The following is a 21601-nucleotide window of genomic DNA, read 5'->3' on the forward strand; positions in this document are numbered from 1 at the left end:
TGACTGATGCCTTCGATCATCACCCATGCCGCTGTGCCTTTGGCGCTGTGGTGCGCCGCGGATCGTGACCGCATTCCGGCATGGCTGCTGGCTGCCGGTGTGGTTGCCGCGATGCTGCCCGATGCCGACGTGCTGGCCTTTGCCCTGCACATTCCCTATGCCGATGCGTTCGGCCATCGCGGTGCCAGCCATTCGTTGTTGTTTGCCTGCGTGCTGGCCGCGTTGGCCGCGGTGTGGGCGTTCTTTGGTAGCGGCCGACCTTGGTCGGCACCACACAGCTCCGGTAGTCGCCGACCTTGGTCGGCGGTTTCGCGCCAACCAAGGTTGGCACCTACCCAGCGAGGGCCAACGTTGGCGTCCACCGTACAGGCGGCGGTGTTCGTCTTCATCTGCGCCGCCAGCCATCCCCTGCTCGACGCAATGACCTCCGGTGGCCTCGGCGTTGCCCTCGCCTGGCCGTGGAGCGAACAGCGCTTCTTTGCCCCGTGGCGGCCGATCCGCGTTTCACCGTTTGCGCCGCAGTTCTTCAGCGCGCGCGGCATCGCCACCCTGCTCTCGGAACTGCGCTGGGTCTGGCTGCCGCTGGCCGGCGCCGTTGTTGCCTGGAAACTGATCCAACCCGCTCCTGCTGCCCCAAGAGATCTGTCATGAGTACTGCCCTGCCCACCGCATTGATTGCCGAACTGTCTGCCCTGCTAGGAGCGGAGGGCTGGCGCATGGATGACAACGCGCTGGAGGCGAACGCGCAGGACAACTCGTGGCGCCACCAGCGCCCCGCTGCCGTCGCGCTGCCCGCCAGCGTCGAACAGGTGCAGGCACTGGTGCGCGCCTGCCGTGCACATCACGTCGCGCTGGTCGCGCGCGGCGCGGGCACCGGCACCACCGGTGCAGCCGTACCGTTGCCGGGCAGCATCGTGCTGTCGTTCACCCGCATGGACCGCATCGTGGAGATCCGTGCTGGTGATCGCTGCGCCGTGGTGCAGCCCGGCGTGCTCAATGGAACGCTGCAGCAGGCGCTGGCGCCACATGGCCTGTTCTGGGCGCCGGACCCATCCAGCGCGGAGATCTGCAGCGTGGGTGGCAACCTGGCCTGCAACGCCGGTGGCCCGCGCGCGGTGAAGTACGGCACCAGCCGCGACAACGTGCTGGGCCTGGTCGCGGTCACCGGCACCGGCGAGGTGATCCGCTGCGGCGGCGCCTACACCAAGGATTCGACCGGCTACGACCTCACCCACCTGCTGGTAGGCAGCGAAGGCACACTGGCGCTGATCGTGGAAGCCACCCTCAAGCTCACCCCGCTGCCGGTCAGCCAGGCCGGCCTGCGCGTGCTGTACCGCGACGCCGATGCGGCCGCAGCAGCGGTGTCGCGACTGATGTCGCAGCCGGTGGTGCCCACGCGCCTGGAATTCATGGATTCACGCAGCCTGGAGCTGTTGCGCCTCAATGGTGCTGACGTACCCGAGGCAGGCGCGATGCTGCTGGTCGAAGCCGATGGTGACCACGACACCCTGCCCTACCTGCTGCAGGCACTGGCCAGCGCCGCCGAAGGCGACGGCATGATCGAGCTGGACGTGGCGATGGAAGGCCGTGCACGCGACCAGCTGTGGGCCGCGCGCAAGGCACTGTCGCCGGCACTGCGCACCGTAGCGCCCGGCAAGATCAATGAAGACGTGGTGGTCCCGGTGTCGCGCATTCCGGAGCTGGTGGCCGGCGTGCAGGCATTGGCACGCGAGTACACGCTGACCATCGTCACCTTCGGCCATGCCGGCAACGGCAACCTGCACGTCAACATCCTCTACCACCCGGACGATGCCGATGAGAACGCACGCGCGCATGCCGCGCTGCCGAAGATCTTCGAACTGACGCTGTCCCTGGGCGGCACGTTGTCGGGAGAACACGGCATTGGATTGGCCAAGCGCGATTTCATGACGCAGGCGTTCAGCCCGGCCACGCTGGCGACGATGCGCGCGATCAAGGCCGCGCTGGACCCGGATGGCATTCTCAACCCGGGCAAGGTGCTGCCGCCGGTGTGATGCTGGCCGGGCATGAACCGGCGCTACCAAGGTGTGCACCTGTAGAGCCGAGCCCACGCTCGGCTGCTCTCCGTTCAGATCACGATGCACCCGCGCTTCGCGCGGTGAGCCGAGCATGGGCTCGGCTCTACAGGGGGCCGCGTGCCGCCCCCCGGCATTGCCGCTTACCAGGCCATGCGCACGCCCACCTGGCCACCCACGTTGCGGTAGCCATGGTCACCGCGCTGTACGCTCAGCCCGCCCCATGCGCCCCAGCGCTGGCCCAGCTTGAACTCGGCACCGGCCTGCACTTCATAACGATTGCGCGGCACATCCGCGCCCAGCGTGTCATCGTTGAACTGCAACGTGCTGGTACCACTGCCACGCAGCCAGTTAACACCCAGGTACGGCTGCACGGTGTTGCCGGCTGCAGTGCCATGGCCGAACACGCGCACGCCCAGGCGCCCGCTCAGGCCACCGGCATCGGCGTGGTCGATCACCGTGCCATTGCTCTCCACGTGGCGATCAGCGCGGAAATCGACATAGCTCAGCTGCAGCTGCGGCTGCACATACAGCGCGCTGGCGATGCCCTGCCACACGTTGAAGGTGTAGCCGGCCTCCAGCGACGCACTTGTCATGCGCGAATCGTAGTGCTCCGGCTCCAGGCCGATGCCCTGCACCCGGTTATCGAAACGGCCGTGCTGCAGGTTTGCATCCATGTACGCACCCTGCGTGCCGTCAGCGGCCTGCAACCAGGTGCCGTACACACCCACCGCGCTGCCGCGCACCCGACCCTTGGCGCTGTAGCCGGTCAGATCGGACACTGCACTGCTGTCGGCACGCCCCGTGCCCAGCATCACGCCGAACGCTGCATTGCCTCGGCGAACCAGATCAGTGCCAATCTGCAGCACCGAGGTGTTGCCATCAATCGACAGCTGACCACCGACCGCGCTGAAGTCCGCCTGCTGCCGGCCCACGCGCGCCCACGCGGCACGGCCTTCATCCAGCGAAACGGCACCGATGCGGTCGTTCAGGCGATGGGAAAACATGTTGATGGCTGCCGACTGGTTGGCCAGGTACGCCCCGGCTTCGGGACGCAGCACCGGCACCGGGTCCACCGGATCCACGGGGTCCACCGGATCGATGGGGTCAACCGGATCAACCGGGTCCACCACACAGCCCGGCGCGGCCGGATTGTCCTTGCAGACATCAAACCATTGCGAACGCAGATACCAGTTGCCATCGGTGGGATCAGTCACGCCCCCCTTGAACAGGAAGTACTCATAGGAGCCGCCCACGGCGCGGCCGGCCAGCGCATAGGTTGCCAGCGATGCACCGTCCACTTCGATCAGCTGGATGCCATCGGTGGTCTGAGCGCCAACGCCGCCAATGTTCTTCACCGCAATGCTTGCATCGCCCGAAGTATCGCCACGCACATGCAGGCGATCAAAGGCGCTGTCGTCACCGCCCAAGGCGCCCTGGAACAGGAACGTGGCGCCTTCGCTGTGCAGGTCGCCCTCCACGGTGAGCGTGTTGAAGCGGCCACTGCCGTCGGACAACGCCACGCCGCTGTTGCGCACATCCAGCTCGCCCACCGTAGCGTCGCCGGTCAGTGTCCACTGGCTACCGCTTTCAATCGCCATGGTCTGCACCAGGTCGGAAGACCCCTGCCACAGCGAGCCGTCAGCCAGCCGCACGTGTACATCGGACTGCGGCACCAGACCGGCATCCTCGTCTTCGGGCGTGATGACGATGTCGCCGACCATCTGCGAACCACCCCGGACGACCACATCGAAGCGACCGGCCACCGCCGCATCCAGCGCGATGGCGATGCCGTTGCCACCGGATACGTAAGCGTTGTTGGACACCGTCAAACCCGGGTCACGGCTGCTCCGTACCCAGACACCACCATGCTGGGCACTCACCAGCGAACTACCGTCGATACCCAGGCTGCCGTTGTCATTGATCACCGCAGCCCACGCGCCCTCACTCTCGGTGCGGACATGCGTACCGGTCAACGTCATCCCGCCGGTGCCACCGGCCAGCACACCGTACGCCTCGCGACCCTCGGTGCGGATGATGCTGTCGGCCAGGTGGATGGTGCCGCCCTTGCGTGCCACGGCGCCGATCGCGCCATCGCCGAAGGTCTGGACCTGGGTCGCACGTGCGCTGATGGTCGGATCGGTTCCGATGCCAGTGAAGTCGGCATACAACCCATGGCTGCTCGCACCCGACGTGGTCACATCCACGCTGTCCAGATCGACCGTACCGGTTCGCACATCGATGCCGACAGCGCGATCACCCTCGCTGATGACGGAACTGCGTGCCATCGCCAAGGTTGAATCGGAGAACATCTTGACGGTTCCCGTCCCATCGCCGGTGCTATGGAAGCTGGAGTCCACCACAGTGACTGCATTGCCGCGGCCATTGATGTCCAGCGCGATGCCGCTGGCCCTCACGGTGCTTCCCGCAAGGTCGAGCTGGTTGTTATCGGCCAGCCAGATGCCGGACGCACCCTCAATCTCAACGCCGGTCAGGTTCATGTTCGCTCCGGTGGCCGACACCGCCCGGCTGCCCAGCCCCATTGCCGAGATCGAGCCACCGGTCATCGTGATGTCACCGCCGCCGGAGAGACCCACTGACGACACGCCCTCCATGCGGATGTTCACGCCCTGCAGCGTGGCCTGGCTCCCGGTATGGGCCACAACGCCCATGCCGGTGCCCTTGTTGATCACGTCGGTCGCCGTCAGATTCAGTTCACCGCCCGTCGTCGCCAGTGCCGTGGTGGCACCGAAGCCGGTGGTGACCAAGGTCGAACCGTTCAGTTCGATACGACTACCAGCGCCTTCAGCACGGGCCGCGGATGCACCATCGCCATCCGCACTGACGTTGACCGCACCCAACGGCACGATGCTGCCGCCATTCAGCGCATGGAACGCATGATTGCCCACTCCGGTTGCACTGTAATCGCCCGCTGCCGGGGTTTGCGCGTCACCGTCCGCAATGACCTGCTGTGCGTGTGCCTTGATGGGAATGCCAACGGCGAGTGCAGCCGTCAGTGCCAAGGCCAACGCCGAGTAGTGGACCTGATCGGCTTGCATGTCGGAATCTCCATTTGTCGAGACCGGCATGGTGGATGTCGCGTTACCCACCCACCATGCAATTAGTTGCAATGTGGAATACGGCATAGCCACAGCACTTGCGTCACCGCTTGTCGCGACACAACCGAATTAGCCTGTCAGCGCTCCACCAACATCGCGCAGATTGACGCGTTGCCCTGCTGGTGGCCCGCCCCTGTGAAGGTCAACGGCAGCCTGCCCCCTGCAACGCGCGGCGCTACATTCATTCAAGAAAAATGACGAAAAAGGCATTGCGAAACAGGAATCGTTCAGCGCCTGCTACAGCAACTGCGTTCGTATCTCCAGCTTTCATGAAGTCCAGTCTCTGGCGTGGCAGCTGTGACGGTTCCGCGGAAGGTCACATCAGCGCCATCCTCACGGACTGAAGGTTGGTGCAAGATAGTAGTAGGCACTGCTGTCCAGGCCTGGGTACATTGGCGAGCGCAGCGAAATGACTCCGGTGCGGATGCTGGACGACTGCATCCGTCCGCCGCGCGAGAACACAAGCGCTGTGTAGTTGATGGTGTATTGCAGGCCATCGCCGGCGCGCGTTTCGTACATGATTTCCATCTCCTCACCCAGACGCAGCGGCGTGCGGTCGAGAGCATTCCAGTACACGTCGAAGGCCAACAAGGCCGAATCGGCAGAGGTGGCGTAGGACGCATACGTCCTGCCTTCATACTGCAGCTCCCCCACATAGGTAAGCCCCGGCACGTCCAGGCGCACGAAGACCGGAATCGGTCCTCCGGGGAATGAGCACTTCCTCATTGCCGAGCGCCCGCGCTCCTGGTCCATGAACATCCGAGGTTGTGTCGGAGCGGATGCATAGAAAGAATCAAGCACAACGTCGGGGTACACCGAGTACTGCTCGCACGCCGCTGCCGTACCGAAGACCATCAGCGCACCGGCCAGAACCACCGCCTTCAACTGGAGCGGGGCGCGCACCACTTGTTTGCTGCCGGTGTTGGCCGCACGTGATGCGCGGGATGCGTTGGTGCCGCGCGGCGGAGGGAATAGTGCGGAACGAATGCGGTCATGAGTCATGCTGGCACCTCTGCGAAGATCGAACCATCCTCGCCGAGGCCGCCATGCTGCGCCATCAAACTGGTTGCAGAATCACCAATGCACCGCACCTGCAGGAGATCGTCGCGCGCACATCATGTGCACGGGCGATCCGCTGCACGGCCTTACCAATAGTTCACGTTGAGCACCGCCTCACCCTTGATCAGACCCGGCATCAACGGCTCATCGGTGCGGATGTATCGAGCCGTGAATGCGATGTCATGCGTCCCGCCAACACCCGGCTCGAAATTCCAGATTCGTCCAAAGTTCACTTCGCCTCCCGCTTGCAGCAGTTGCACGCGCACGCCCTTCGCATTCGAATCGGCCGTGGGTGTCAGCTGGCTCCCCGAATTTTTCGGGTCGCCAGCATCGGTCAATGTGATCTGCGCGCGCGGTGCATCCGTGCCGCAGCTCAGGCGGACCGCCACCGGCTTCTCCTTGGCAGTGCTGCCCGGCGTGGACAACTCAGCCCACTGGACATCCTGAAGCGTTTCCGAGACATCCCGCAACGGACACGTCACGGCCGGGAACTGGGGTGCCAGGTAGTAGGGCGCACTGGAATCCAGACCAGGATGCGCGGGAGATCGCAGTGAGATACTACCTGTGCGAATACTGGAAGTACGCATCCGTCCTCCGCGCGAGAACACCAGCGCGGTGTATGAGATCACGTACTGTACACCGTCTCCAGCGGTGGTCTCGTACTCCATTTCAAGCTCTTCGCCCAGGCGAAGAGGCTTGCGGTCAGCCTCATTCCAGTACACATCGAACGCCAGTAGAGCCGAGTCTTCAGAAGTGGCATACGATGCGTAGGTTCTACCCTGATACTGCAGGTCACCCACGTAGGCAAGTCCCGGAACGTCCAAGCGCACGAAGACAGGAATTGGGCCGCCCGGGAACGAGCACCGCCTCAGTGATGACCGGCCTCTTTCCTGGATCATGAACCTCTGCGGGTCCTCCGGGGCATTCGTAAAGACGGTATCAAGGACAACGTCTGGAAACGCGGTGTAGTGCTCGCACGCCGCTACCTTTCCGGAGAAAACCAGTACACCGGCAAGGACAGCCAACCTCGGCCGGAGTTGGCCGCGCGACACGCGCTTGTTGCCGGCCTTGGCAAATTCAGCTGCGCGGGACAGATTGGTTCCGCGCAGCGGAAAGAAGAATGCGGAACGAATGGGGTCAAGCCTCATGTTGGCGCCTCGGCGACGGTGGCCCATCGTCGCCGCCACCGCTATGCAGCGCCATCGAACTGGTTGCAGAATCGCGGGCACACAGGCACTCGCGCACATCTCCAGCGGAAGCGAGCCGCTACACGGTCTTACCAGTAGTCGACGTTGAGCACCGCCTCTCCCTTGATCAGACCAGGCACCAGTGCCTCGCTGGTGCGGATGTAGCGCGCGGTGAAGGCGTGATCGTGCACGCCGCCGACGCCAGGCTCGAAGTCCCAGGTCTGGCCGAACTGCACTTCGGTGCCATTGCGCAGCAGCTGCACGCGCACGCCTTCAGCATCGGAATCGGCTGTGGGCGTCAGCTGGCTCCCGGTGTTGCCCGCATCGCCGGCGTCACTCAACGTCATCCGGGCGCGCGGCGGATCGACACCGCAGTTCATGCGAATCGCCACCCGCTTTTCCTTGGCGGTCCCACCAGGAGTGGACAGCTCTGCAGTCTGCACGTCGTCCAGCGTCTCGTCGCTGTCCTGCAACGGACACGTCGCCACAGGAAAGTGCAGGGTGTAGGAGCTGTTGTAGGCACCATCAATTGCCGGATGCTGCGGGGAAGTCCAGGTCAAGGACACGTCAAACGTATACGTACGCATCCGCCCACCTCTGGAGAAGAACTCGGGCCGGAAATCGACGTTCGCATTCATCGGCGTCTGTACCTGGATGGGATAGGTCTGTTCGCGTCCCACTTCAAGCGGAACGCGCTCCCAGCCAACAACCTGCTCAAAGGTGAAGATCACCAAGGGAGATTCCGGCCCGAACTCGTAAGCCGGAAAGGTCATGCCCAGATAGTCGAGGGTGCCGACATAGGTCAGCCCCGGTGCGTCCAGGCGCAGATTCAGATCGAAGTCGGCCGTGCAGTTATTGAATGTTGTGGGGCCATTGCTCCCTCTGAACCATCGGCCACGCTGCTCCGGGTAGGTGTCATGGGTGTATTCCCGATGCCTTGGAGTGTTGCTGAAACCTGTGCACGCCTGGACCATCGCGGACACCGTCAGCAGTGAAAGGCCAATCACCAGTGCCGCTGCACGCAATCGCGTGTTCTTTGCCATTGGCTTTCGCTTGAATGCAACGTTCATTGTCATGCTCCCTGGGCGTTGACCCGCCGCCTCACTCGTAGTCAGCAGTAACCACGATCTCAGTGGAAACTTCACCGGCACTCAGCGAAGAACCGGTCGGCGCGTGGTACGCCGCCCGCAGGTCATAGCGCGCGGTGGCGCCGGTCACCGGCACATCGATGCCGGTGTCACCGTCCTTCAGATAGGTGTTGCCGGTGGTGCCCGACAGCAGCGAAATCGACACACCGTCGGCCGCGTCGGTGGCAGCGGTGTTCTTCCAGCGCTCTGCATCGCCATCGGCCGCGGTGCCGGCGAACGACAGCACCGCCTTGCTGACGCCTACGCAGCCGGTGAACTCCAGCGCGCCGGCCTTGATCTGGCTGTCCTGCCCAGGGGTCAGGTCACTGGCTTTGACATCGTCCAAGGAAATCTGCGCGTCGGCCAGCGTGCAGGTGCCGGGCAGCACGCGGCCGGTGATGGTCAGGGTGGCGCTGTCGGCCAGGGCCAGCGGCGCGGCGGCCAGCAGCACAGTGGACAAGGTGAGGCGGTTGATCAGGTTCATGGGATGCTCCAAGGTGAAAAATGAAGGGAAGTAATCAGCGTGTTGACTCGGTTACGGCATCCAGCGCGGCCTGCAGGCCGGGGCTGGGCGGCGGCAGCGGCGTGCACACCGCTTGGCTCCACGACAGCCCATAGGCGTCGGGCGCGTCGGGGGTGGTGTACTGCAGGCGGCATCGGTTCGGGCCCTCGGGGTCGACAATCAACCCGCCCTGCTCGGGGGCGCCACGCAGCTGGATCACCCCGCCCTGACCAACGGCGCCGTAAGCGCGACCGCTTTCATCCTCAACGCGGGCGGCGAAGGGCAGCGGCTGGCCCAGCGCATCGGTGGCATCGATGAACAGCGTGCGTTCGCGCTTGGCATTGAACGCCACGCGCACAATGCTGCCCGCCGTGGGTGCCACCCGCTGCGAGGTCTGCAGCAGCTCCACGTCCATCGGCAGGCCCGACGGATCCAGTTCGATCTGGTTCCAGCGGTAGGGGCTGACATGCGGCAGCAGCGCGTAGCCGTTGCGGCCGATGCGGACATCATCGCCATAGCCGATGCGTGCACCTTGCGCGCCGTCGGCCTGCACCAGCGCAAAGCCATCACCCAGGGGGGCGCCGAAGTTGATGCCATCCCGGTGCAGCACCACGCTGCCCGCCGCGCTGGCATTCATGGCGCTGTAGTCGCCCGAGCGGCTGTAGCCGGCGGTCAGGGTGCCGTGGCCACCGTTGTAGGTGGCATACGCGCTGGTGCTGCGCTGGCCACCGGTGCCGTCACTGGCGCCCACGCTGTAGCTGAGCTGCTGCGATTCGCCCAGGGTGCCGCTCAGGCCCAGCTGGCCCTGTTCGCCACGGGCAGAATGGGCCAGCTGCGTGCTCAGGCGCGGGGCGCGCGGCGCGGTGCCCAGCGGAATGCTGAGGCTGGCGGTGTAGCGCGTATCCTGGCGGCCGTCACCCAGGCGGTAGCGCATGGCAGACAGGCTGTAGGTGGCGCGGCCGAGGCTGCTCTGGAAGCGCAGCTGCAGGTCGTTCTGCTGCGGGGAATCGCCCCAGTAGCGCACATGGCCGCCACTGAGCGAAAGGCTGCTGCGCTCGCCCAGGCGCTGCGAGAAGTTCACCTGGAAGCGCTGGCGCGCGCGGCCGGCATGGCCCCAGTCGTCACTGCGTGACAGCGCGAAGTCGTTCAGGGTCATGTAGCCGCGCGTGCTGTAGCGGTGCGCAGCCAGGCCGAAGTTGGTGCCGGTGGCGGCCACGTAGCGCTGGTAGTTCAGCCGGAAGCTGTTGCCGGTAACCTGTTCACCGTTACCCATACGCGCACGCGAGTGGGTCACGTCGGCACCGAATGCACCGATCGGCGTGTTGACGGCGCCACCGAACAGCGCCGCCTGGAAATCCTCGGCGATCTGCACACCGCCCAGCGCAGTGAAATGATTGCTGATGCCACGCGCGTAGGTGCCTTCGGCGAACCGCAGCGTTTCGCGCTCGCCACGCGCGTCGCGCAGCTCACCGGCGGTGGCACTGAAGCGGCTGGCGCCCGGGCGCAGTGCCTGCGGCACCGCAGAGAAGTTCACGGTGAAGCGCTGGGTGCGGCCATCGGCTTCGGTAACGGTGACCTCCAGATCACCGCCGAAGTTGGTGGGGTACAGGTCCTCGATGGAGAACGGCCCCGGGGCAACGCTCACCTCGTGGATGATGTTGCCGTTCTGACGGATGGTCACCAGCGCATTGCCCTCGGCAATGCCCTGCACCACCGGCGCGAACCCGCGCAGGGAATCGGGCAGCATGCGTTCATCGCTGGCCACGCGGGCGCCGGTGAACGACAGCGATTCAAACAACTCGCCCCCGGTATTGCCCAGGCCCAGCAACAGCTGGCTGTTCCAGGCCGGAAGATCGCGTTGCAGGTAACTGCTGATCACATCGTGGCGGGTGCCATGGCTGCTCTGGCTGAAGGACGAACGGTGGCGCAGGCGCCAGGCCCCCAGGTTCAGGCCCGTGTTCAAGCCCAGATAGGTCGCATCCTGGCCCTGGGCACGGTTGTGGTTGACGTTGTAGTCGAAGAACGCAGCGGTAACGCCATGGTCGCGCTGGTCCGGTGCCACGTAGCCGCGTGCATTGCGCGCCTGTGCGGCCTGCGGCACGCTCACAAGCAACTGCAGGTTGCCCGCATCGAATTCCACGGTGGCGCCTTCCACCAGCGCAGGCAATGCAATGCAGCCCTCTGCATCTTCCTGCAGATCGGCCAGGTAGCTGTCCTTCAGATTCAAGCGACCCAGCAGTGCCATCGGCAGGCAAGGCGTTGCGCCCACCGGCGCCGGTGCCTCGACAAAGCGGATGTCGCGGTTCTCCAGGAACTGCCCGTTCACCACCACGTCCAGCGGATAGTCACCCGGCTCCATCGGATTGCCCTGCGCATAACGCTGCATGTCGATGGCTTTGCCGCCAATCAGGAACCCTGCGCTGAACTGCAGTGGTTCACCGTCGACGGCATGGGCATGGCTGGCCACTGCCATGGCCATCGCAACGGCAATGGCCACGCGCAGCGGGCGGCTGATCAGGCGGCAATGATTGCGGCAAGGGAAGGCGCGCTTTTGCATGGAAAACGTCACTCGATGAGGCCAAAGCCGACATCGCTCGTAGTCGAAGTGGGCCGAAGCGTAGACAGCCCCGCGCCGCCTTCCCATGCAATTTGTTGCAAAGCGACAACACGGAACGCAAAGACGCGGCTTTACGTGAATGCGCCGTTTTATGGCGATTCAGCGTTGTTTTCACGATGCGACGATGGTCAATCGAATGCGTTGCAGATCACGCACCTCCCGCTTTCAAACGACCGTCGGAGGGTCGAATGTCGTTTCCTGACTGCGCGCTTTACCGCAAGCACGAACCCGCAGGCTGCACAAGCACCTTGCAACTAATTGCATGTTCCCGGCGGGCATGCCCAGGAACACTGTGCGCATCCGCTGGCACACCCAATGCGGATTCATTGATCCCCCTTCAAAGGACATCCGTATGTCGAACACGTTGAACATGATTGTTGCCGGTGCGCTCGCACTGGCTGTTTCCCCCGCCGCCTTCGCTGAAAAGCTGGAGATCACCGGCGAACTGATGACCAGCACCTGCGCGGTGGATGCCGTGGGCGGCACCATCACGGTGCCGATGGGCAAGGTTGATGTGGCTTCGGTCAATGCGTCCGAGCGCGCTGGCATGAAGAACTTCAGCATCCAGCTGGACTGCACCGGCTCCGGCGCGACGCAGGATGTGGGCGTGCGCTTCGGCGGCACCCCGGACGGCAGCACCGGCAACCTGGCCCTGAACCCGGATCCGAGCGCGGCCTCCAACGTGGGCGTCGCCCTGTACGACGTGGCCGGCAATCACCAGAAGCTGGGCGAGGACCCGCTGCAGTGGGTGACCATTCCGGCCGCCGGCAAGGGCCAGCTGGATTACAGCGCGTGGTACGCCTCGCCGGGGCAGAACGCTACCGCCGGTGTTGCCAATGCGTCCGGCGACTTCGTCGTGCTCTACAAGTAATCCCCTCTGCACGCCGGCCCAGGGACGGGCTGGCACGCACTCAACCGAGGTATCTGCAATGAAGTTCCGTGCAATGACGTGGATGACCGCGCTGCTGGCTGGCGCATTGGCGCTGCCGGCGTCGGCAGCGGTAACGCTGCAGGGCACGCGTATCGTGCATGACGCAGCCAAGGGCCGCGACGTGACCGTAAAGGCCACCAATACCGGTGAGCAGGCGGCGATGGTGCAGGTCTGGATTGACGATGGCGACAGCCATGCACGTCCTGAGAACGTGCGCACGCCGTTCCGGCTGACCCCGGCCGAACCGCGCCTGCTGCAGGCGCACCAGGGCCAGGCCTATCGCATCACCTACGCGCCGCGTCCGTCGGAAGCACCGCTGCCGACTGATCGCGAATCGGTGTTCTATTTCAATCTGCTGGACATTCCGCCCAAGCCCAGCGATGCCAGCGGCAAGAACCTGCTGCAGTTCGCGGTGCGCACGCGCGTGAAGTTGTTCCATCGGCCTGCCGGCCTGCCCGGCAACGCGCGCGATGCGGCAGCCCAGCTGCAGTGGCGTGCCGAAGGCAACGCGTTGCAGGTGGGCAACCCAACGCCCTACCACGTAACGCTCAGCACGCTGACCCTGTCTGACGGGCGCACGGTGGAGGTGGACATGGTGGCACCCGGCGCACAGGTACGCCTGCCGCTGCCGGCCGGCTCGGCGATGCCGACCACGGCCAGCTTCACCTGGCTGGATGACTACGGTACGCCGCGCGAGGCCGAGGCACGTATCGAGCGGTAGGTGCAGCGCACCACCATCTACTCTCCGTTGAGCCGAACCATGCTCGTCGGCGCCTCGGTCAGCCCGTATCTGCCCGCGAACTGGTTGCCAGATCGCGCCGGTGGTGGCATCACCTTCGAGGATGAAGTGCTGAAGGTCGGCATTCCGCGAAACCATTATGAACTGAGCGCGGGTGCGCGGATGGAGTTCCGTTCCGGATGCAGTGCGTGGGATGGCTTCGGCGTGATGCGCGGTGACAGCGGGTACCGGGGAAGCAACGGACAACCTGTCGGTGGCGTACAGCTGTTACCGCGCCGGCATGCCCGGCGCCGTTCCACTGTGCACGATGCGCCTTCTGTAGAGCCGAGCCCATGCTCGGCTGCTCTCCGGTCAGGTCACGAAGAACGCCGCGCTTAGCGCGGTAGGCTGAGCATCTGCTCAGCTCCACAAGGGTCTTGCGCGTAGCTTCCAGCGCTCTCTGCCATCGCCTTAACCGCCCTGAAGCACGCGCGCCAAATAAGCCGGTTTTGCAACTAATTGCATGGGCCAGAGCTGTACCTGCACCCAAAATTCGTGCCGATCAAGACACAGGTTGCCTACTTAGGCCCATCACGCACGCTTCACGCGAACAGGTCGAAAAGGCCACATACGTGAACGAGTGCCTGAACGACTCTCTGTGTCGACTCTTTCCCAGAAAGGACAAGACCATGAACCGTCATCGCACCCGCACTGCTCATCCTCATCAACGCCCGCTGGCGCGTGGCATCGTCCTCGCACTCTGCATGCTGCCGCTGGCCGGCGCCTGGGCCGGTGATCTGGACGGTACCGTGGCATCGGTCAACGACGGCGACCCGATTGAGGAATGGACGCTGCGCAACGACGCGATATTGAACGTGACGGGTGGCCAGACCAACAACATCCGTGCCGTTGATTCACGCGTGACCATATGGAATGCCACCATCAACCGCAGCGGCTCCCACCAGCGTGCAGTGGAACTGGACGGGACGGCACGCTTCGAATCAGAGTTCAGTACGATCCGTGGTGGCGGCATCCTGGTGCAGGGCTCCTCGTCGGCGCACCTGATCGGCAGCCGCATTCTTGTCACCGCTGCCGACGGCCTGCTGCCAAGCAATCCACTCAGCATCGGCCTGACGCTGGGCAGCACCCCCGGCGGCATTCCCTTGCCCGGCGCCTGGTCCATTCTGGATTCCACCCATGTGCGCGTGGAGGACACGACAAGCGGTAGCGATATGTCCAGTGGTCTGGGCGTGCGCATGGAAAACGGCCGGGTAGACATCGTCAATGGCTCGGAAATCGACGCCGACAACGTGGGGGTGTTGATGTACGGCTCGATCCATACGCCCGACACGCTACGTCTGGGTATTGACGGTTCCACTATTCGCTCCGGGCGCGGCGCGGCGATCCGCGTGGGCGCCGACGAGGCTGCCGACTTCGAGATCACCGTGGCAAACGGTGCACGGTTGATCGGGGGGAATGGCAACCTGCTGCAGGTGGACTCGCTTACCGGTAGCAGCACGCCGGGGGCCAGCCATGTGCGCTTCAACGTGGATGACGCGCGCCTGATCGGCAATGTCAGCTTCGATGCCGCAACGGTTGATGGCAGCCTGGACGTCTTCCTGCGCAACAAGGCGCAGATCGACGGCCGCTTCATCAACGTCACCAGCGCCACCATCGATACCGACAGCGCCTGGCTGATGACCGGCGACAGCAGCGTGGGCCATCTCACCCTGGGCGCCGGCGGTACCGTGGCGCTGGGCAATGGCAGCAGCTTCAACACCCTCAGCCTGGACGAGTTCACCGGCAACGGCGGCACCCTGCTGTTCAACACCCAGCTGGGTGACGACACCTCGCTGACTGACACGCTGGTGATTGCTGGTGATGCCAACGGCCAGGCCAACGTGCGCGTGCTCAATGCCGGCGGTGCTGGTGCCAAGACCGAACGCGGCATCGAGCTGATCGACATCGGCGGCGCCTCCAACGCGCAGTTCGATCTGGTCGGCCGCGCTGTGGGCGGCCAGTACGAGTACTTCCTGGTGAAGGACGCCAACGGCAACTGGTACCTGCGCTCGGAACTGGCGACCACGCCGGACCCGTGCCTGGCCGACCCGACCCTGCCGCAGTGCAAGCCGATCATTGATCCGATTGATCCCATCGACCCGATCACCCCCATCCCGATCCTGCGCCCGGAGACCGGCGCCTACCTGGCCAACCAGTTCGCGCTCGACCAGATGCTGCGCCACAGCTACCGCGATCGCCAGGGCGGCGCCGCGGCGGCGGAGGGCATCCGTGGCTGGGCCCGCGTGGACGGCACCCAGAGCAAGCTCGGTGCAGTGGATGACCAGCTCGACCTGCGCGTGGACCGCTCGCGCCTGCAGCTGGGTGCGGACGTCGGCGTGTTCGATGACGGCCGTGGCCGCGTCGGCGTGATGGGTACCGCGGCACGCAGCAGCGCCACCTCGCGTTCGGACGTGACCGGTTTCAGCGCACGCGGCAAGGTGGAAGGTGGTGCTCTGGGCGTGTATGGCAACTGGGCCAATGATGCAATGTACGTGGACGCCAGCGTGCAGCGCGGCCAGTTCCGCAACCGCGTGCAGGGCGACGGTCTGGCCGAAGAGCGCTACGACTCGGATATCTGGCAGTCGTCTGTGGAAGCCGGCTACCGCTTCGGCATCGGCCAGATCGGCAACACCGCGCTGAGCCTTCAGCCGGAGGTGCAGCTGATCTACACCGACGCGAAGACCGACGTGCATACCGAAACCAATGGCACCGTGGTGCGTGCAGCGGGTAACAGTGGCCTTTCCGGCCGTGCCGGCCTGCGCCTGCAGGGTGAATCGCGCTCGGCAGCGGGTGCCTCGGTCAGCCCTTATCTGGCGGCCAACTGGTACCGCGATGGCGCGGGTAATGGCATCGCCTTCGATGATGAAGTGCTGAAGGCCGGCATTCCGCGCAACCGCTATGAACTGAGCGCAGGTGCGCGTGTGGAATTCCGTTCCGGTTTCAGTGCATGGGGCGGGTTTGGTGTGATGCGTGGTGACAGTGGGTATCGCGAGGCGACCGCCAACCTGTCGGTGGCGTACAGCTGGTAATGGGAATAGAACGGCGCCGACATCTCCGGCGCCGTTCTGCTTTCTGTAGAGCCGAGCCATGCTCGGCTGCTGTCCGATCAGATTGCGGAAAGCGCCGCGCTTCGCGCGGCAAGCCGAGCATGGCTCGGCTCTACAAGGACGCTGCGCGAATGCTGACGCATTCGCCTCACTCTGCACGGCGATCTTTCGCGCGCATGCAGATTGCAATAACTTTGAATTTGAAACTTTTCTGATTGGTACAGCGGCACCTTCGTGCGCATCATGTGTCCGCCACCGACAACGGGTGGCACGGGCTTGCAATCCCGTTTGGTAACTACGTTGTTTACGCTTGTCTGTCGGCGTCGCTCATCCATCGGGCGGCGCCGGCAGACATTCTGTCCGCTCGTACATGGCGGGCGGTGTGTGGGGGCCTCGTGCCCGCCGGCGTTTCGCGTAGTTACCTCCGGTATTGCAACCACGCACCGTCCGCCACCCTCGCTGTTAAGCGGGGTGGCCCCTTGCTTCGCACACAAGGACGCCGCCATGACCACGTCACACTATCCCCACCTGTTTGCCACCTTGGGCGAGGCCGCCACGCGCCTGCCCGACGATCTGGCGCGCACGCTGGAAAGCACCTTCGCCGCACTGCAGGAGGGCGAAGCGCCCGGCACCATCACGCTGCTGCACTGCCTGCAGCACATCCGCCAGGGCGACGCCGCCGATGGACAGCCGTGGCCGGGCAAAGGCCGCACGCCGGGGCAGCGGCTGGCACTGGCGCGCATCGACCGCGCCAATGCCGGGCTGACATTTCTACTTGAACTGCTGCACGCCACCGAGCGCGTGCGCGTGGATGGCGAGATCAGCCAGCAGGTGGACGATGACGCGCGCGAGGGGTTGCTGCTGGCGTGCCGGGGGTTGGCCGAGTATGTGGATGTGCAGCTGCACGCAGCTTAGCGGCTTCTGTAGAGCCGAGCCCACGCCCGGCTTGCCTGGAGCCTGACCGATGAGCAGCCGAGCATGGGCTCGGCTCTACAGGGCCGCGCCGGTTTTCAGTCGTAGGCCGCGGTGACCACGATCTCGGTGGAGATATTGCCTGCGTTGATACCACTGGTGTTGGGAATGAAGTAACCCGCGCGCAGCGGATAGGACGCCGTCGCGCCAGAGACAGCCACCGGAATATCAGTGTCGCCCTTCTTCAGGTAGGTGTTGCCGGTCGCGCCGGCCAGCAGCGCGACCGTCACACCCGTTGCTGGCGTGGTGGCGGCGGTGTTCTTCCAGCGCTCCGGATCACCGTCGGCGGCCGTGCCATCGAAGGACAGACGCGCACGGCTGACGCCCACGCAGCCGGTGAAGTTCAGTGCACCGGCCTTCACGCTGCTGGCGGCACCTGGCGTCATTTCATCGGCCTTCACCGGATCCAGTGCAATGGTGGGCGCTGCCAGCGTGCAGGTGCCCGGCAGCACACGGCCGCTGATGGTGAGTGTGGTTTGGGCACCTACGGCCGACGCGATCAGGCACAGCATCGGCACCGCGATCACCTGAAGAAGGAAACGGGACATGGTTGAACTCCTGTGAACGTTGAAAGGAAAGACGAAACTCATGGGGCGGTGCCTCTTCCTGCTCCGGCGTGCCCGCCTGCAGGCTCTCCGGCGGCAACGGCTGCGGTACGCACACGGCCTGGTTCCACGACAGCCCGTAGGCATCCGGCGCGTCGGGCATGCGGTAGTCGATGCGGCAGCGTCGCTTGCCATCGGGGTCGACGATCAAACTGCCACTGTCCTGCGCACCGCGCAGCTGGATCACCCCGCCCTGCCCCACCGCGCCGACCGGCGCGCCGTCTTCGCTCTGCACCACCGCCGCAAACGGCAGCGGCTGGCCCAGCGCGTCGGTGGCGTCGATGAACAGCGTGCGCTCGCGGCGCACCTGGAACGGCACGCGCACGATGCCACCGGCGGTGGGTGCCACACGCTGCGAGGTCTGCAGCAGCTCCACCTCGAGCGGCAGGCCGGAGGGGTCCAGGTCGATGGTGTTCCAGCGATAGGGGCTGATGTGCGGCAGCAGTGCGTAGCCATTGCGCGCCACACGTAGGTCAGTGCTGCTGCCGATGCGTGCGCCCTGCGCCCCCGGCGCCTGCACCAGCGCGAAGCCCTCGCCCACGGGAGTGCCCAGGTTCAACCCGCCGCCATGCAGCACCACGCTGCCCGACGCACCCAGCGACAGGCTACGGTAGTCACCGCTGCGGCTGTAGCCGGCATTGAGATTGCCACGGCTGCCTTGCCACGCGGCATAAGCACTATGGCTGTTCTGTCCATTGCCTTGTGCGCTGGACAGGCTGTAGCTCAGCGCACGTGACTCACCCAGGCTGCCGGTGATGCCCAGCTGCGACTGCCTGCCACTATCGGCCTGGCTGAGCTGGGTGCTGGCACGCGGTGCGTTGGCGCTACGGCCCAGCGGCACGCTGAGGGTGAACGCATAGCGCGTGTCCTGGCGGCCATCGCCCACGCGGAAGCGCAGCGCGGACACACCGTAGTTGACCCGCCCCAGCGTGCTCTGGAAGCCCACCTGGAAATCGTTGCGGCGTCGGGCGCTGTCCCAGTAAGACACATGGCCGCCGCTGAGATACAGGTTGCTGCGCTGGCCGACCTTCTGCGAGAAGTTCACCTGGTAGCGCTGGCGGGCGCGCTGGCCGTAACCCCAGTCGTCGCTCTGCGCGCGTGCCACATCGTTGAGGCTGAGGAAGCCGCGCGTACTGTAGCGATACGCAGCCAGGCCGAAGTTCGTACCGGTGCGCGCCACGTAACGTTGGTAATTCACGCGGAAGCTGTTGCCGGTGGCGGTGTCGTTGCCGCGCAGGCGGGCGCGCGAATGGGTGACATCGGCACCGAATGCACCGATGGCCGTGTTGACCGCAGCACCGGCGAGCAGGGCGCGATAGTCCTCACCCAGCTGCGCGCCACCCAGCACGGTAAGCCGGTTGTTCAGGCCGCGCGCGTAGGTGCCCTCGGTGAAGCGCAGCGCCTGCAGCGTGTTGCCGGTGTCGCGCAGCTCGCCCGCGGTGACCGCAAAGCGCGACGACCCAGCGCGCAGCGCCTGCGGTACAGCGGAGAAGTTGACGCTGAAGCGTTGCACGCGGCCATCGGCTTCGGTAACGCTGACGTCCAGATCGCCGCCGAAGTTGGTGGGATACAGATCCTCGATGGTGAACGGGCCCGGCGCCACATTGCTTTCGTGAATGATGCTGCCGTTCTGGCGGATGGTGACCACCGCATTGCCTTCGGCAATGCCCTGCACCACCGGCGCATAGCCGCGCAGCGAATCGGGCAGCATGCGTTCGTCGCTGGCCACGCGCACGCCAGTAAACGGCACGCTTTCGAACAGCTCGCCACCGGTGTTGCCCTGGCCCAGCAGCAGCTGGCTGTTCCAGCGCGGAATGTCGCGCTGTAGATGGCTGCTGATGACCTCGTGGCGGGTGCCTTGGCTGCCATGGGTGAACGACACGCGGTGGCGCAGGCGCCATGCGCCCAGGTTCAGGCCCGCCTGAAGGCCGAGGTAGCTGCTGTCGCTGCCCTGGCTGCGGTAGTGGTTGGCGCTGTAGTCGATGAAGGCGGCGGTGATGCCGTCGTCGCGCAGTTCCGGTGCCACGAAGCCACGCGCGGCGATGGCCTGGGCCGCTTGCGGAATACTCAGGGACAACTGCAACTCGCCGCTGTCAAAGGTGGTACTGGCACCCTCCACCAGCGCGGGCAGATCCACACAGGTGTTCTCTTCGGACGGCAGGGCCTCAAGAAGCGCAGGCTTCAATGGCAACCCGCGTACCAGCATCGGAGAAAGGCATGGCACCGCGATCTGCGGGTCGTCCTGGTTGACAAAGCGGATGTCCTGGCTGCGCAGGAACTGGCCGTTCACATGCACGTCCACCGCGTGATCGCCAGCCGGCAACGGATTGCCGTTGGCGTATCGCGCCATGTCGATGGCTTCGCCGCCGATCAGGAAGCCTTCGCTGAACTCAACCGGCGCAGCGGCGGCATCGAACGCCAGCCCCGTCGACAACACCGCACCGATGGCAGTGCAGAGCGAACGCGTGGCGGCACGGGCATGGCCAACGGCCATCATCGGTAGTCGGCGGTCAGCACCGCCTCGCCTTTGACGTCGCCGGGCACCAGCGGATCGGCTGTACGCAGATAGCGCGCACTGAACGGGATGGCCTGCTGGCCCTTGCTGGACCAGCCATGCGACCACGCCTGGCCGAACTGCACTGGCTGGCCACCGCGTAGCAGCTGCACCTGCACGCCGCCGGCGGTGGTGCCGGGGGCAGGTGCGAGCTGGCCGTTGCTGCTGCCAGGATCATTGGCATCGGCCAACGACAGCTGCACGTCGATGTTGTCCATCGGGCAGTTCATCGCGACGTCGAAGCTGGATTCCTTCGCGTTGCTGCCGCTGGCGGCGAGTTCGTTGGCGAGCACGTCGTCAAGGGTGTGGGACGCATTGGCGAGCGTGCAGGTGACGGGAGGGACCGTGAACTCCACCGTAAAGGAATGCCGGAATGGATTGGCCGGATTACTTACCGGCCACGTCTCTACCGTACCCAGGAATGAGCGAGGCACGCTCTCCATCGCACCACCGCGGAAGAAGATTCGGATCTGGATGTAGTGCTCGATTGTAGATGCCGAGGCGAGCAACGTACCTGGATTCCGGTTGAGCAAGCCGTTGCGCAATGGAATGGCCGAGAGAGAGCCACCGAAACCGCCGGAACCACGTACGCCATGCAGGAAGATCACCAACGGCGAGCGTGGACCCAAGCTGTAAGCGGGAACCGACAGCCCTGCGTAGGAAATCTCGCGCTCATAGGTCAGCCCCGAGAGGTTCATGCTCACCAGGAACTCTTCCTGCCCGGGCGGACACTGGTAGGAATCTGAGAGCGTCACACCTGTGCCTGAAAAATGCTGATCTGGGCGATCCAGGTTGGGGACCGTCCGAACGAGCTCATCAACCTGATCATCGAGCCTCAATCGAACGCATGCTGCGGCCTGCCCTGCAACTGCAAGCAGCACCGCGGCCAAGGCCGTCATGCGAAGCGATTGTGGAAAGGAGGATGGAATCCGCATAGCGATCCCCTTGGAAACCAATCGAGGCCGCGCAGTCTAGGCAGCGGCGCTGTCAATTCCTATCGGATTAATTGCAGTTCGCGAACGTCAACGGGCTTTTGCAACTTGTTGCAT

Annotated in this window: 16 protein-coding genes; 7 read left to right on the top strand and 9 right to left on the bottom strand. The window is 64.9% G+C overall.

The genetic code is table 11. The annotated features are described in order from the left end of the window. Nucleotides 1–6: 6 nt before the first annotated feature. Both ACTJJM_RS09260 and ACTJJM_RS09265 read left to right on the top strand, forming a co-directional pair. On the top strand, nt 7–651 hold the full coding sequence (locus ACTJJM_RS09260; RefSeq protein ID WP_440865420.1) for a metal-dependent hydrolase: 645 nt from the start codon (nt 7–9) through the stop codon (nt 649–651). Next, entirely contained in the window at nt 648–2033 is a 1386-nt protein-coding gene (locus ACTJJM_RS09265; RefSeq protein WP_440865421.1) for an FAD-binding oxidoreductase, read from the top strand. Before ACTJJM_RS09260 ends, ACTJJM_RS09265 begins: the two co-directional genes overlap by 4 nt. Before the next feature lie 164 nt (nt 2034–2197). Here the strand turns inward: ACTJJM_RS09265 and ACTJJM_RS09270 are convergent, their stop codons facing one another. The 6 genes from ACTJJM_RS09270 to ACTJJM_RS09295 all read right to left on the bottom strand — a co-directional run bounded on the left by ACTJJM_RS09270 (nt 2198) and on the right by ACTJJM_RS09295 (nt 11605). Beyond that, entirely contained in the window at nt 2198–5113 is a 2916-nt protein-coding gene (locus tag ACTJJM_RS09270) for an autotransporter family protein (RefSeq protein ID WP_440865422.1), read from the bottom strand. 393 nt (nt 5114–5506) lie between these two features. Further along, the gene (locus ACTJJM_RS09275) at nt 5507–6175 is read right to left on the bottom strand and encodes a hypothetical protein (protein ID WP_440865423.1); all 669 of its coding nucleotides are present in this window, start codon (nt 6173–6175) and stop codon (nt 5507–5509) included. A 143-nt stretch (nt 6176–6318) separates the two neighbouring features. Further along, nucleotides 6319–7380, bottom strand: a complete 1062-nt coding sequence (locus tag ACTJJM_RS09280; protein ID WP_440865424.1) for a fimbrial protein — start codon at nt 7378–7380, stop codon at nt 6319–6321. Nucleotides 7381–7508: 128 nt separating this feature from the next. Then, the gene (locus tag ACTJJM_RS09285) at nt 7509–8489 is read right to left on the bottom strand and encodes a fimbrial protein (protein WP_241888633.1); all 981 of its coding nucleotides are present in this window, start codon (nt 8487–8489) and stop codon (nt 7509–7511) included. Nucleotides 8490–8520: 31 nt separating this feature from the next. Then, entirely contained in the window at nt 8521–9030 is a 510-nt protein-coding gene (locus tag ACTJJM_RS09290) for a fimbrial protein (RefSeq protein WP_116862596.1), read from the bottom strand. A 34-nt stretch (nt 9031–9064) separates the two neighbouring features. Further along, nucleotides 9065–11605, bottom strand: coding sequence for a fimbria/pilus outer membrane usher protein (locus tag ACTJJM_RS09295; protein WP_440865425.1), 2541 nt, complete (start codon nt 11603–11605; stop codon nt 9065–9067). 412 nt (nt 11606–12017) lie between these two features. Here ACTJJM_RS09295 and ACTJJM_RS09300 point away from each other — a divergent pair, with 412 nt between their 5' ends. From ACTJJM_RS09300 to ACTJJM_RS09320, 5 genes are all read left to right on the top strand, one after another. Next, the gene (locus tag ACTJJM_RS09300; RefSeq protein ID WP_049482076.1) at nt 12018–12536 is read left to right on the top strand and encodes a fimbrial protein; all 519 of its coding nucleotides are present in this window, start codon (nt 12018–12020) and stop codon (nt 12534–12536) included. A gap of 58 nt (nt 12537–12594) precedes the next feature. Further along, complete coding sequence (locus tag ACTJJM_RS09305) at nt 12595–13317, top strand: fimbrial biogenesis chaperone (RefSeq protein ID WP_440865426.1); 723 nt, start codon at nt 12595–12597, stop codon at nt 13315–13317. Then, nucleotides 13318–13713 carry a hypothetical protein gene (locus ACTJJM_RS09310; protein WP_440865427.1) on the top strand — a complete coding sequence of 132 codons (396 nt, stop codon included), beginning with the start codon at nt 13318–13320 and terminating at the stop codon, nt 13711–13713. A 290-nt stretch (nt 13714–14003) separates the two neighbouring features. Beyond that, nucleotides 14004–16403, top strand: a complete 2400-nt coding sequence (locus tag ACTJJM_RS09315) for an autotransporter family protein (RefSeq protein ID WP_235651181.1) — start codon at nt 14004–14006, stop codon at nt 16401–16403. A 522-nt stretch (nt 16404–16925) separates the two neighbouring features. Beyond that, entirely contained in the window at nt 16926–17336 is a 411-nt protein-coding gene (locus tag ACTJJM_RS09320; protein WP_171953843.1) for a hypothetical protein, read from the top strand. Nucleotides 17337–17431: 95 nt separating this feature from the next. On the opposite strand, the gene ACTJJM_RS09325 is transcribed toward ACTJJM_RS09320, so the two are convergent. From ACTJJM_RS09325 to ACTJJM_RS09335, 3 genes are read right to left on the bottom strand one after another with little or no spacing between them, the layout of a single operon-like run. Further along, entirely contained in the window at nt 17432–17845 is a 414-nt protein-coding gene (locus ACTJJM_RS09325) for a fimbrial protein (protein WP_440865428.1), read from the bottom strand. Next, nucleotides 17781–20495, bottom strand: a complete 2715-nt coding sequence (locus tag ACTJJM_RS09330) for a fimbria/pilus outer membrane usher protein (protein WP_440865429.1) — start codon at nt 20493–20495, stop codon at nt 17781–17783. The genes ACTJJM_RS09325 and ACTJJM_RS09330 overlap by 65 nt, the downstream gene beginning before the upstream one ends. Continuing rightward, nucleotides 20492–21451 (bottom strand): fimbrial protein, encoded by a 960-nt coding sequence (locus tag ACTJJM_RS09335; RefSeq protein WP_440865430.1) that lies wholly within the window; start codon nt 21449–21451, stop codon nt 20492–20494. The genes ACTJJM_RS09330 and ACTJJM_RS09335 overlap by 4 nt, the downstream gene beginning before the upstream one ends. Nucleotides 21452–21601: the final 150 nt, after the last annotated feature.

Origin of the sequence: Stenotrophomonas sp. 22692 (genome assembly GCF_052045015.1) — a bacterium.
In the GTDB taxonomy this organism is placed as follows: domain Bacteria; phylum Pseudomonadota; class Gammaproteobacteria; order Xanthomonadales; family Xanthomonadaceae; genus Stenotrophomonas; species Stenotrophomonas geniculata.